Here is a 13,160-nt window from a genome sequence, read left to right as displayed (position 1 = left end):
CAGACATATTGACTGAGGCAGCAAAGCGGCGGTTTTTTCAGCAAACGCACGCGCTGCGACAGAATTCAGACCAGGGATATACAGCAATGGCGGGAAAATTGCTTATTGTTGTCCATGATTTTAGCTGAGAGCGTTAACGTGAATTTACTCACTATGAGTACTGAGCTTGGTTTAGTTTTTCTTTTTTCTTTAGCGTTCCTGTTTTTTGCTCGTAAAGCGGCTAAAAAAATTGGGCTTGTGGACACGCCGAATTCCAGAAAACGACACCATGGCGCCATTCCGTTAGTCGGCGGTATCTCCGTGTATGCGGGGATTTGCTTCGCCTTTGCCATCTCAAATTATTATCTGCCGCACGCCGTACTGTACCTCTTCTGCGCCGGGGTACTGGTGCTGGTCGGCGCGCTCGATGACCGCTTTGATATCAGCGTCAAAATCCGTGCTGTGGTTCAGGCGGCGATTGCCATCGTGATGATGGTCGGGGCAAAACTCTATTTACTGAGCCTGGGGTTTATCATTGGTCCGGTCGAGCTGATCGTCGGGCCTTTCGGCTATGTGCTGACGCTGTTCGCGGTATGGGCAGCGATCAATGCTTTCAATATGGTGGACGGTATTGATGGTCTGCTGGGTGGATTATCCTGCGTCACCTTCGCTGCGATGGGCATCATCCTCTACTTTGACGGACAGACCAGCCTGGCGATGTGGTGCTTCGCGATGATCGCCGCCACCATTCCCTACATTCTGCTTAATCTCGGCTTTTTAGGCCGCCGTTATAAAGTCTTTATGGGTGATGCCGGCAGTACCATGATCGGCTTCACCATCATCTGGATTCTGCTGGAAACGACACAAGGCCTCAGCCATCCCATTACGCCAGTCACCGCCCTGTGGCTGATTGCTATTCCGCTGATGGACATGGTGGCGATCATGTATCGTCGCCTGCGCAAGGGCATGAGCCCGTTCTCGGCCGATCGTCAGCATATCCATCACCTGATCATGCGGGCCGGTTTTACCTCCCGCCAGGCATTTTTATTGATTACCGTGGCCGCCGCGCTGCTGGCCGGGATTGGCGTGCTGGGCGAATATCTGGCATTTATTCCCGAGTGGGTCATGCTGGCGCTGTTCCTCGCTGCTTTCCTCCTTTACGGTTATTGCCTGAAACATGCATGGCGCGTCGCGCGCAAAATCCGTCGTATCAAACGTCGCTGGCAAAGCAGCGGCGAAGAGAAAAAATAATTACCCAGATAAGTACCCGGATAAGGACACTTTTGTTATGACCTCTGTCGTTGTGGAGAACGAACTGGATGTACGCGGCCTCGGCTGCACGCTGTGGCGCGGCAAAGGCTGGATTATTGGCCTGGCGCTGCTGTTTGCGCTGCTGGCGTGGCTGGCTTCCATGTTAATGAAGCAATCCTGGAGCGCCACGGCGGTGACCGATCGGCCGACGGTGAATATGCTGGGCGCATTCTTTGTGCAGCAGCAGTTCCTCAATAATCTGGATGTGCGCAACGAGACCGTCAGCCTGAATACGCCAGCGCCGACGGTGATGGATGAGGTCTATCAGGAGTTCACCATGCAGCTGGCGTCGTGGGATACGCGTCGCGATTTCTGGCTGCAGACTGATTACTATAAGAGCCGCAAAAGCGGTAATGCGCACAATGATGCCGCGCTGCTCGACGATCTGATCACCAACATTCAGTTCACCCCGGCCGATGCCACCCACAATACGCTGGATAACATTAAGCTGATTGCGGAGACCGCCGGCGACGCCAACAATCTGCTGCGGCAGTACATTGCCTATGCCAGCGAACGCGCCGCGCGCCATCTCAACGATGAGCTCAAAGGTGCATGGCAGGCGCGCAGCGTGCAGCTGCAGGCGCAGGTCAGTCGTCAGCAGGAAGTGGCACAGGCGGTGTTTGATCGCCGTCGCCAGCGCATCGAGCAGGCGCTGAAAGTGGCCAGCCAGCAGGGCATTAAAGAGAACCGCGCGCCGGTCAGCGGTGAAGCGCTGCCGGACAGCGATCGCTTCCTGCTGGGGCAGCAGATGCTGCAGGCGCAACTGGATACCCTGCAAGCCAGCGGACCTGCTTACGATTTAAGCTATGATCAAAACAGGGCGATGCTCAACACACTGCAGGCCGGGCCGCGCCTGGATAAACCGTTCCAGACCTACCGTTACCTGCGCACGCCGGAAGAGCCGGTCAGCCGCGATAGCCCACGTCGTCTGTTTATGATGGTGATGTGGGGCGCGATCGGTGCGCTGGTGGGTGCCGGCGTAGCGCTGGTGCGTCGTCCGCGTGCAACATTCGCCAACCGTCACTAAGAGAATCCGCGTGAAAGTTCTGACTGTATTTGGCACGCGCCCTGAAGCGATCAAAATGGCTCCGCTGGTGCAGGCACTGGCGCAGGATGCTGCCTTCGAATCGCGCCTGTGCGTGACGGCACAGCATCGTGAAATGCTTGACCAGGTACTGCGCCTGTTCCGGCTGCAGCCCGACTATGACCTCAATATTATGCGGCCCGAACAGGGGCTGACCGAGATCACCAGCCGCATTTTGCAGGGCATGAAGACCGTGCTGGCAGACTTCCAGCCGGATGTCGTGCTGGTGCACGGCGATACCACTACTACCTTTGCCGCCAGCCTGGCCGCGTTTTACCATCAGATTCCGGTGGGCCACGTTGAGGCGGGTTTGCGGACCGGTAACCTGATGTCACCGTGGCCGGAGGAGGCCAACCGCACCCTGACCGGCCATCTCGCCAGCTATCACTTCACGCCGACAGAAAATTCCCGGCAAAACCTGCTGCGCGAAAATCTGCCCGATGCGCGCATTTTCGTCACCGGCAATACGGTGATCGACGCGCTGCTGTGGGTACGCGATCGCGTGCTGGATGATGCCGATCTCAATGCCCGCCTGGCGGCGCGTTACCCGTTCCTTGAGGCCGGTAAAAAGCTGATTCTGGTTACCGGCCATCGGCGCGAAAGCTTTGGCGAAGGCTTTGAACGCATCTGCAGCGCGCTGGCGCAGCTGGCGCGTCAGCATCCGCAGCTGCAAATTGTCTATCCGGTGCACCTCAACCCTAACGTCAGCGAGCCGGTGAACCGTATTCTGAGCGGTATCAACAACATCATTCTGATTGAGCCGCAGGAGTACCTGCCGTTTGTCTGGCTGATGAATCGCGCCTGGCTGATTCTTACCGATTCCGGTGGCATCCAGGAAGAGGCGCCGTCGCTGGGCAAACCGGTGCTGGTGATGCGCGAAACCACCGAGCGGCCGGAAGCGGTCGCGGCCGGTACGGTGAAGCTGGTCGGCACCGACGTGAATAAAATTGTTGCTGAAGTCAGCCTGCTATTGCAGGACGACGAGGCGTGGCAGGCGATGAGCCGCGCGCACAATCCGTATGGCGACGGCCATGCCTGCACGCGCATCCTGCAGGCACTTAAACAACACAGAGTTTAACTATGCGTTTTTCAACCATTTCCGTTATCGGACTGGGCTACATTGGGCTGCCGACGGCAGCCGTTTTTGCGTCGCACGGGAAACAGGTCATCGGCGTGGATATCAATGCGCGCGCGGTGGAAACCATTAATCGCGGCGAAATTCATATCGTCGAGCCTGAACTGGGCGACGTAGTACGTGCAGCGGTGCACAACGGCAACCTGCGCGCCACCACCCAGCCTGAAGCTGCCGACGCCTTTCTGATTGCCGTGCCGACGCCGTTTGTCGGCGATCATCAGCCGGATCTCAGCTACGTGCAGGCGGCTGCGCTGTCGATTGCGCCGGTGCTGAAGGCCGGCGATCTGGTAATCCTCGAATCAACTTCGCCAGTGGGCGCTACTGAACAGATGGCGCAATGGCTGGCGGCGGCGCGCCCGGATCTGCGCTTCCCGCAGCACGGCGAGCAACCTGACGTGTTTATCGCTTACTGCCCGGAGCGCGTGCTGCCGGGGAAAGTGATGGTCGAGCTGCTGGAAAATGACCGCGTGATTGGCGGCATGACGCCGGCCTGTTCGGCGCGCGCCAGCGAGCTTTATCGCATTTTCCTGCGCGGCGAGTGTGTGGAAACTAACGCGCGCACCGCAGAGATGTGCAAGCTGACGGAAAACAGTTTCCGCGATGTGAACATCGCCTTTGCCAATGAACTGTCGCTGATCTGCGCCGAACAGGGGATCAACGTGTGGGAACTGATTGCGCTGGCGAACCGCCATCCGCGCGTCAATATCCTGCAGCCGGGACCGGGCGTTGGCGGCCACTGCATTGCGGTCGACCCGTGGTTTATCGTGGCGCAAAACCCGCAGCAGGCACGGCTGATCCGGACCGCGCGTGAGGTTAACGATGCCAAGCCGGGCTGGGTGCTGGATCAGGTTAAACGGGCGCTGGCCGAGTGTCTGACGGCCAGCGGCAAGCGTGCCACGGACGTGGCCATTGCCTGCTTCGGTCTGGCATTCAAACCTAATATCGATGACCTGCGTGAAAGCCCGGCGATGTCGGTGGCGCAGCGTATTGCGGGCTGGCACAGCGGCCGCACCTGGGTGGTCGAGCCGCATGTGGCGGATATTCCGCCGCAGCTCGCCGAACGCGCTACGCTGGTGTCGCTGGCTGATGCCCTGCAACACGCCGACATCCTGGTGATGCTGGTCGATCATGCGCAGTTCCGCGCCGTCACCCCTGAACAGGTGACGCAGCCGTGGATTGTGGATACCAAAGGAGTCTGGCGATGAAACAGTTTTTAGTCACCGGCGGTGCCGGTTTTATTGGCTCCGCGCTGGTGCGCTTCCTGATTGCCAATACCGACCACCGGGTGGTGGTGGTGGATAAGCTGAGCTATGCCGGCAATCTGGCATCGCTGGCACCGGTCGAGCAGGATGCGCGCTTTGCTTTTGAGCAGGTCGATATCTGCGACCGCGCCGCGCTGGATCGCGTGCTGGCGCAGTACCAGCCGGACTGCATCATGCATCTGGCGGCAGAGAGTCACGTGGACCGCTCGATTGACGGGCCAATCGCCTTTGTCGAAACCAACATTGTCGGCACCTACCAGCTGCTGGAGGCGACGCGCCATTACTGGAACGGCATGACGGATGAGCGCAAGAAAGGCTTCATCCTGCACCACATCTCCACTGACGAAGTGTTTGGCGATCTGCACGGCACGGAAGATTTCTTTACCGAAACCACGCCGTACGCCCCGAGCAGCCCTTATTCGGCGACCAAAGCCAGCAGCGACCATCTGGTGCGCGCGTGGCTGCGCACCTACGGACTGCCTGTGGTGGTCACCAACTGTTCCAACAACTATGGCCCTTACCATTTCCCGGAAAAACTGATTCCCCTCACCATTATCAATGCGCTGGCCGGTAAGCCGCTGCCGGTGTACGGCAACGGCAGCCAGATTCGTGACTGGCTGTATGTGGAAGATCACGCCCGCGCGCTGTACACCGTGGTCAGCAGCGGCAAAGTGGGCGAGACCTACAACATTGGCGGCCACAACGAGCGGCGCAATATTGAGGTGGTGGAGACACTGTGTGATTTGCTGGATGAGCTGGCACCGCAACAGCGCGCTGCCGGGCTGAGCAGCTACCGGGAACTGATCACCTTTGTCCACGATCGTCCTGGCCACGACCTGCGCTATGCCATTGATGCCAGTAAAATCGCCCGTGAACTGGGCTGGACGCCGCAGGAAACATTCGACAGCGGCATCCGCAAAACCGTGCAGTGGTATCTGGCCAATCCGCAGTGGTGGCAGGCGATTCTCAACGGCAGTTATCGCGGCGAGCGGCTGGGCTTAGCCACCCCGCGTTAAGCGCGCATGCAGGAGGAGCAACGATGAAAGGTATCATCTTAGCCGGTGGCTCGGGCACGCGCCTGCACCCGATAACCCGGGCGATATCCAAGCAGCTGCTGCCGGTGTACGACAAACCGATGATCTACTATCCGCTGTCGGTGCTGATGCTGGCGGGGATTCGCGACATTCTTATTATTACCACGCCGGACGATCGCGCCCATTTTGAGCGGCTGCTGGGTGACGGCAGTGAATTTGGCCTGCAGCTGCAGTATGCCGAGCAGCCGAGCCCGGATGGCCTGGCGCAGGCCTTTATCATCGGCGAATCCTTTATTGGCGACGACAGCTGTTGTCTGGTGCTGGGCGACAATCTCTACTTCGGCCAGGGCTTCAGTCCGAAACTGAAAAAGGTGGCCGCGCGCAGCCGCGGTGCCACGGTCTTTGCCTATCAGGTCATGGATCCGGAACGTTTTGGCGTGGTGGAGTTTGATGACGACTTCAACGCGCTGTCGATTGAAGAGAAGCCGCAGCAGCCGAAATCGCGCTGGGCAGTCACCGGCCTCTACTTTTACGATAACCGCGTGGTGGAGTTTGCGAAGCAGGTGCAGCCTTCGGCGCGCGGCGAGCTGGAAATTACCGCCATCAACGAAATGTATCTGGAGCAGGGCGAACTGGCGGTGGAACTGCTGGGGCGTGGCTTTGCCTGGCTGGACACCGGCACCCACGACAGCCTGATTGAGGCCAGCGTGTTCGTGCAAACGGTTGAGAAACGCCAGGGCTTTAAAATTGCCTGCCTCGAAGAGATTGCCTGGCGCAACGGCTGGCTGAGCGATGAGCAACTGCTGGCAGCGGCACAGGCGTTGACCAAAACCGGCTACGGCCAGTATCTGCTGGATATTCTGCATGCCCGTCCGCGTCAGTATTGATCCCCTTGCGTGGGAGAGCGACTTCTTCCGCTGCGCCACGGCGCGGCTGACGCTGGACGGCGATGTGCCGCTGGCCGAGGCGCTGCAGCAGCCTTACACGCTGTGGCAGGTTAAGGTCCCAGCGCAGGACAGCGCGGCGATAGATGCGCTGAGCCAGCACGGTTTTCAGCTGGTGGAAGGCGAAGCGGATCTGGCGATCAATATCAAACGCACCGAACGGCAGACCGGCGTGCGTATCGCGCGCGAAGCGCAGATCCCGCAGTTGCGCGCGGCAGCGGCCCAGGCGTTTAGCCAGAGCCGTTTTCGTGCTCCCTGGTTTGACGCTGAAGACAGCGGCCGCTTCTACGCTCAGTGGATTGAGAACGCGGTGCGCGGCACTTTTGATCACCAGTGTCTGATCGCCTGCGACGAGCAGGGCGCGCTGCAGGGGTTCGTCTCCATGCGCGAAGTCGCCGGTGACGCGCGTATCGGTCTGCTGGCGGTGCTGCCGGCGGCGCAGGGCAACGGCGTCGGTCAGCGTTTGCTGCTGGCGGCAGCCGACTGGGGCCGGGTGCGCCAGCTCGAACGTCTGCGGGTCGCAACCCAGCTCAGCAATCTTACGGCGATGCGCCTCTATTTACGCAGCGGTGCCCGGCTGGAAAGCACCGCCTACTGGTTTTACAGGAAAGCCTGATGATCCCATTTAATGCGCCCCCGGTTGTGGGCACCGAAGTTGACTATATGCAGTCGGCGATGGCCAGCGGCAAGCTGTGCGGCGACGGCGGCTTTACCCGGCGCTGTCAGCAGTGGATGGAGCAGCATTTTGGCAGCAAAAAAGTGCTGCTGACGCCCTCGTGCACCGCTTCGCTGGAGATGGCCGCGCTGCTGATCGATATCCAGCCCGGCGATGAAGTGATCATGCCGAGCTACACCTTTGTCTCCACCGCCAACGCCTTCGTGCTACGCGGTGCCACCATTGTGTTCGTCGACGTGCGCCCGGATACGCTGAATATCGACGAAACGCAGATTGAAGCAGCAATCACGCCGAAAACGCGCGCCATCGTGCCGGTACATTACGCGGGTGTGGCGTGCGAGATGGATACCATCATGGCGCTGGCGGCGAAGCATCAGCTGTATGTGATTGAAGATGCGGCGCAGGGCGTGATGTCGCAGTACAAAGGGCGCGCGCTGGGCACCATCGGCCATATTGGCTGCTTTAGCTTCCATGAGACGAAAAACTACACCGCCGGCGGTGAAGGCGGCGCCACGCTGATCAACGAGGCGAAACTGATTGAACGTGCGGAGATCATCCGCGAAAAAGGCACCAACCGCAGCCAGTTCTTCCGCGGACAGGTGGATAAATATACCTGGCGCGACATTGGTTCCAGCTACCTGATGGCGGATTTGCAGGCGGCTTATCTATGGGCGCAGCTGGAAGCGGCGGAACGCATCAACCAGCAGCGTCTGCGCCTGTGGCAGAACTATTACGACGCGCTGCAGCCGCTGGCGGCCAGCGGGCGCATTGCGTTACCGGCGGTGCCGGCCAGTTGCCGTCACAACGCCCACATGTTCTATCTCAAATTGCGCGACAGCGAGGATCGCCAGGCACTGATTAACTGGATGAAGGAAGCGGAGATCCTCACCGTGTTCCACTATATCCCGCTGCACTCCTCACCGGCCGGCGCGCGTTTTGGCCGCTTCCACGGCACGGATGCGTTCACTACGCGCGAGAGCGAGCGCCTGCTGCGGCTGCCGCTGTTCTACAACCTGTCGGACAACAACCAGCGTACGGTAATCAGTTCGCTGCTGAGCTTCTTTGCCTGATGTCGTTAGCCAGAGCCTCAGTGTGGACCGCCTCGTCCACGCTGGTAAAAATTGTCGCTGGCCTGCTGGTGGTGAAACTGCTGGCGGTGAGCTTCGGCCCCGAGGGCGTCGGCCAGGCGGGTAACTTTCGCCAGCTGATTACCGTGCTCGGCGTGCTGGCCGGCGCGGGTATCTTTAACGGCGTAACCACCTATGTCGCGCAGTTCCGCCAGCAGCCGGCGCAGCTGCGTGCCGTGACCGGCACTGCGTCAGCAATGGTGCTGGGGTTTTCCACGCTGCTGGCGCTGCTGTTCCTGCTGGCGGCGGAGCCCATCAGCCGGGCGCTGTTTGGTCACGCCGCCTGGCAAAACGTGGTGCGTATCGTCGCCTTTTTGCAGCTGGGCATTGCCTGGGCCAACCTGACACTGGCGTTGCTGAAAGGTTTTCGCGATGCGCGCGGTAACGCGCTGGCGCTGATCGCCGGCAGCCTGATTGGCGTGGTGGGTTATGTGCTGTGCTGGTGGCTGGGAGGCTATGCCGGTGCGCTGGTCGGGCTGGCGCTGGTGCCGGCGCTGCTGGTCGGGCCGGCGCTGTGGATGCTGCGACGCCACCGCGAGGAACTGCCGCTGCGCTGGCTGATGCCGCAGTGGCAGCCGGCGCTGGCGCGTAATCTGGCCAAATTTACCCTGATGGCGCTGATGACGGCCGTGACCCTGCCGGTAGCCTGGGTGATGATGCGTAATCTGCTGGCGCAGCAGCAGGGCTGGGCGCAGGTCGGGCTGTGGCAGGGCGTCACCAGCATCTCCGATGCGTATCTGCAATTTATCACCGCCACGTTCAGCGTCTGGCTGCTGCCAACGCTGGCGCGGCTGGAGCATAAAGCTGACATCGCGCGCGAAATTGGCCGTGCGCTGCGCTTTGTGCTGCCGGCGGTGGCGGCGGCCAGCTTTTGCGTCTGGCTGCTGCGCGATGTCGCCATCTGGCTGCTGTTTTCCCCGCAGTTCAGCGCCATGCGCGATCTTTTTGTCTGGCAGTTGTGCGGTGACGTCTTTAAAGTAGGCGCCTATGTTTTCGGATACCTGGTGATCGCCAAAGCCTCACTGCGCTTTTATATTCTCACGGAAATCAGCCAGTTTGTGCTGCTGACCGCCTTTGCGCACTGGCTGATCCCACTGCACGGAACGGCGGGCGCGGCGCAGGCTTATATGGCGACCTACGTGCTCTACTTTGCCCTTTGCTGTGGCGCTTTCTTGATTTATTGCCGGAAAAAATGACGCTATTTCACGTGCTGGGCTCCGATATCCCGCATCACAATCACACGCTGCTGCGCTTCTTTAACGACGTCATGAGCGTTGAAGCGCCAGCCGACGCGCCGCGTCAGTTTATGGTGGTGTCGGCCGCGCCGGATACCCTGCTGGCCTATCCTCAGCTGCAGATCGACGTGTATCCCAGCAAGCGCGCGCTGGCGCAGGCGGTGATCGCACGCGCCGCCGATCGCCGTCAGCGCTTCTTCTTTCATGGCCAGTTCAATCCGCGCCTGTGGCTGTCGCTGCTCAGCGGCAAGCTGCGGCGACAGCAGGCGTTCTGGCACGTCTGGGGCGCCGATCTCTATGAAGAGGGCGCCGGGCTGAAGTACCGCCTGTTTTATCTGCTGCGGCGTATCGCCCAGGGGCGCATGGCGCAGGTGTTTGCCACGCGCGGCGATCTGCACTTTTTCCAGCAGCGCCATCCGCGCGTGCCCACTTCGCTGCTCTATTTTCCAACGCGTATGCCGGAGGCCGCGATACCCGCACCTGCCGCCAGCGACAGCTTTACCATTCTGCTCGGCAACTCGGGCGATCGCAGCAACCGGCACATTGAAGGATTGCAGGCGATTCGCCGCCAGTTTGGTGAGCAGGTTAACGTGGTGATCCCGCTCGGTTATCCGGCCAGCAACTATGAGTACATCGATGAGATTGATGCTGCCGCGCAGCGCCTGTTTCCGCGCGGCCAGGTGACGCTGCTGCGCGACAAAATCGACTTCACTGCCTATCTGCAATTGCTGAGTCGCTGTCAGCTCGGTTATTTTATGTTCGAGCGTCAGCAGGGCATCGGTACGCTGTGCCTGCTGATTCAGGCCGGCATTCCGTTTGTGGTTAACCGTAAGAATCCGTTCTGGCGTGACCTGAGCGAGCAGGGGCTGCCGGTGTTATTTAGCGCTGATGCGCTGGATCGCACGCGCGTGGCGGAGGCGCAGCGTCAGCTGGCGCAGTGCGATCGTTCCGCTATCGCCTTTTTTGCCCCGGGCTATCTGGCGGGATGGCGCCACGCCCTGGCGGAGAGTGAAAGGGAGTCGACATGAGCCTGCTGCAGTTTAGTGGTCTGCTGGTGGTGTATCTGTTTTCGCTGGGCTTCATTCTGACGCTGACCTGGCGCGAATTTAAACGGGTGCGTTTTAATTTCCACCTGTTCTTTACCCTGCTGTTTTTACTGACCTTTTACTTTGGCTTTCCGCTGACCAGCGTGCTGGTATTCCGCTTTAACGTCAGCGTGGTGCCGGCAGACTATCTGCTGCAGGCGCTGCTGGCCGCCACCAGTTTCTACGCCATCTATTACGTCAGCTACAAAGTGCGGCTGCGGCCTGCGCAGGCGGCGCCGCACAAACCCTGGCTGACGATGAACCGGGTGGAAACCCATCTGACCTGCCTGCTGCTGGCGCTGGTGGCGGTGGGAACCGTCACGGTGTTCTTTATGCATAACGGCCTGCTGCTGTTCCGGCTGTCGGCCTATAACCAGATCTTCTCCAGCGAAGTGTCCGGCGTGGCGCTCAAGCGTTTTTTCTACTTCTTCATTCCGGCGATGCTGATCCGCTATTTCCTTAATCCTACCCAGCGCCAGTGGCTGCTGTTTTTGCTGATCACGGTGGCGTTTGGTCTGCTGACCTATGCGCTGGTGGGCGGGACGCGCGCCAATATCATCATCGCCTTTGCGCTGTTCCTGTTCATCGGCATTACGCGCGGCTGGATTACGCTGTGGATGCTGGTGGGGGCCGGCGTGATGGCGATTGGCGGCATGTTCTGGCTGGCGCTGCGTCGTTACAATCTGGATGTGGTGGGCGATGAAGCGTTTTACACGTTTCTCTATCTGACGCGCGACACCTTTTCGCCGTGGGAAAACCTTGCGCTGCTGCTGCAGAATTACGACAAAATCGATTTTCAGGGGCTGGCCCCGATCTGGCGTGATTTCTATGTGTTTATCCCAGGCTGGCTGTGGCCGGATCGGCCCTCAATGGTGCTCAACAGCGCCAACTATTTCACCTGGGAAGTGCTGAATAATCACTCCGGGCTGGCGATTTCGCCCACGTTGCTCGGTTCGCTGCTGATCATGGGCGGCGCAGGCTTTATTCCCCTTGGGGCGATAGCGGTCGGGCTGTTGATGAAAGGGTTTGATTCTCTCTACCAGCAGGGGCGCGAAGCCGGCAACCGCTACAGCGGTGCCATTTTGCAAAGCTTCTGCTTTGGCGCGGTGTTCAATATGATCGTGCTGGCGCGCGAAGGGCTGGATGCCTTCGGCTCGCGCGTGGTGTTCTTTTGCCTGATTTTCGCCGCCTGTGTTGGGCTGGCGAAGTTACTTTTCTGGCTGTTAGCGCGTGCCGGGCTGATTCGCCCGCGCGCGGAGCCAGTTTTATCGCGCTCTGCTTAACCTCCGGGCCTGACGGGAAATACCGACCATGGAAACCGATCATCCGCGTTATACCCTGCGCGGCATCGATTTACACGCTTTCGCTGATATGGCGAGCTTTCTTCACTTTCTGCTGCCGGACGGCAAGCCGCGCAGCGGCACGCTGGTGGCGATCAACGCTGAAAAGATGCTGACGCTGGAAGAGGATGCCCAGCTGCGCGCGCTGATCGCCGCCGCGGAGATCAAGTACCCGGACGGCATCAGCATTGTGCGTTCGCTGCGTAAAAAATACCCGCAGCTAACGGTGAACCGCATCGCCGGCGCCGATCTGTGGGAAGCGCTGATGGAACAGGCGGGCCGCAGCGGTATTCCGGTATTTTTAATCGGCGGGCGTGAGCAGGTGCTGCAGGAAACCTGCGATAAATTACGCCGTCAGTGGAACGTCAACATCGTGGGCAGCCAGAACGGCTACTTCGCTCCAGCCGAACGCGAGGCGCTATTTGCGCGCATTGCCGCCAGCGGGGCGCAGATTGTGACCGTGGCGCAGGGATCGCCGCGCCAGGAGCTGCTGATGCGCGACTGCCGCGAACACTGGCCGCACGCGCTATATATGGGGGTCGGCGGCACCTATGATGTCTTTACCGGCCACGTCACGCGTGCGCCACGCATCTGGCAGCAATTAGGGCTGGAGTGGCTTTATCGCCTGATACGCCAGCCATCACGCTGGCGCCGTCAGTTAAAACTGCTGAAATATTTACGCTATCACTGGCGCGGCGATCTGTAACGCGGCAGGAATAGTGCTGTAATTCCGGCAGGTTAAGCAGGCAAATTGCGTTATTTATCGACGGAATGCACAAAGCGTAAGCAAACGCGATTTTTTTATGAAAAAGCACTGGACAGCCTGAAGTCAAATACGTAGTATGCCCATCCGCAACGGCGCTACGCGCCCGTAGCTCAGCTGGATAGAGCGCTGCCCTCCGGAGGCAGAGGTCTCAGGTTCGAATCCTGTCGGGCGCGCCATTTAGT

12 protein-coding genes and 1 tRNA gene are annotated in these 13,160 nt (G+C 59.8%); all 13 read left to right on the top strand.

All coding sequences use genetic code 11. From position 1 onward, the window contains the following. The first annotated feature begins 153 nt into the window (after positions 1-153). The 13 genes from wecA (at position 154) to F3I21_RS18730 (ending at position 13,154) form a co-directional block, all read left to right on the top strand. Positions 154-1,230 carry a UDP-N-acetylglucosamine--undecaprenyl-phosphate N-acetylglucosaminephosphotransferase gene (wecA, locus tag F3I21_RS18790; protein ID WP_021506990.1) on the top strand — a complete coding sequence of 359 codons (1,077 nt, stop codon included), beginning with the start codon at positions 154-156 and terminating at the stop codon, positions 1,228-1,230. A gap of 37 nt (positions 1,231-1,267) precedes the next feature. After that, a complete protein-coding gene (gene wzzE, locus F3I21_RS18785) occupies positions 1,268-2,317 on the top strand; it encodes an ECA polysaccharide chain length modulation protein (RefSeq protein ID WP_021506989.1) in 1,050 nt (349 codons plus the stop codon). A gap of 10 nt (positions 2,318-2,327) precedes the next feature. Continuing rightward, entirely contained in the window at positions 2,328-3,452 is a 1,125-nt protein-coding gene (gene wecB / locus F3I21_RS18780) for a non-hydrolyzing UDP-N-acetylglucosamine 2-epimerase (protein ID WP_150059521.1), read from the top strand. 2 nt (positions 3,453-3,454) lie between these two features. Next, entirely contained in the window at positions 3,455-4,714 is a 1,260-nt protein-coding gene (wecC, locus tag F3I21_RS18775) for a UDP-N-acetyl-D-mannosamine dehydrogenase (protein ID WP_150059520.1), read from the top strand. After that, complete coding sequence (gene rffG, locus F3I21_RS18770) at positions 4,711-5,787, top strand: dTDP-glucose 4,6-dehydratase (protein ID WP_021506986.1); 1,077 nt, start codon at positions 4,711-4,713, stop codon at positions 5,785-5,787. The genes wecC and rffG overlap by 4 nt, the downstream gene beginning before the upstream one ends. Positions 5,788-5,810: 23 nt before the next feature. Further along, positions 5,811-6,692, top strand: a complete 882-nt coding sequence (gene rfbA, locus F3I21_RS18765) for a glucose-1-phosphate thymidylyltransferase RfbA (protein WP_150059519.1) — start codon at positions 5,811-5,813, stop codon at positions 6,690-6,692. Next, positions 6,670-7,365, top strand: coding sequence for a dTDP-4-amino-4,6-dideoxy-D-galactose acyltransferase (gene rffC / locus F3I21_RS18760; protein WP_058758102.1), 696 nt, complete (start codon positions 6,670-6,672; stop codon positions 7,363-7,365). The genes rfbA and rffC overlap by 23 nt, the downstream gene beginning before the upstream one ends. Then, the gene (gene rffA, locus F3I21_RS18755) at positions 7,365-8,495 is read left to right on the top strand and encodes a dTDP-4-amino-4,6-dideoxygalactose transaminase (RefSeq protein ID WP_058771059.1); all 1,131 of its coding nucleotides are present in this window, start codon (positions 7,365-7,367) and stop codon (positions 8,493-8,495) included. The genes rffC and rffA overlap by 1 nt, the downstream gene beginning before the upstream one ends. Further along, positions 8,495-9,748: a lipid III flippase WzxE gene (gene wzxE / locus F3I21_RS18750; RefSeq protein WP_058758104.1), complete on the top strand. Its 1,254-nt coding sequence runs from the start codon at positions 8,495-8,497 to the stop codon at positions 9,746-9,748. The genes rffA and wzxE overlap by 1 nt, the downstream gene beginning before the upstream one ends. After that, positions 9,745-10,815, top strand: coding sequence for a TDP-N-acetylfucosamine:lipid II N-acetylfucosaminyltransferase (locus tag F3I21_RS18745; protein ID WP_150059518.1), 1,071 nt, complete (start codon positions 9,745-9,747; stop codon positions 10,813-10,815). The genes wzxE and F3I21_RS18745 overlap by 4 nt, the downstream gene beginning before the upstream one ends. Further along, entirely contained in the window at positions 10,812-12,155 is a 1,344-nt protein-coding gene (gene wzyE, locus F3I21_RS18740) for an ECA oligosaccharide polymerase (RefSeq protein WP_150059517.1), read from the top strand. The genes F3I21_RS18745 and wzyE overlap by 4 nt, the downstream gene beginning before the upstream one ends. Positions 12,156-12,183: 28 nt before the next feature. Next, a complete protein-coding gene (gene wecG, locus F3I21_RS18735) occupies positions 12,184-12,918 on the top strand; it encodes a lipopolysaccharide N-acetylmannosaminouronosyltransferase (RefSeq protein WP_021506979.1) in 735 nt (244 codons plus the stop codon). A gap of 159 nt (positions 12,919-13,077) precedes the next feature. Beyond that, a tRNA-Arg gene (locus tag F3I21_RS18730) sits at positions 13,078-13,154 on the top strand. Positions 13,155-13,160 lie beyond the last annotated feature (6 nt).

This window comes from Pantoea sp. B_9, assembly GCF_008632015.1.
Lineage (GTDB): Bacteria > Pseudomonadota > Gammaproteobacteria > Enterobacterales > Enterobacteriaceae > Pantoea > Pantoea dispersa.
This window is presented reverse-complemented; position numbering and strand designations above follow the sequence as displayed.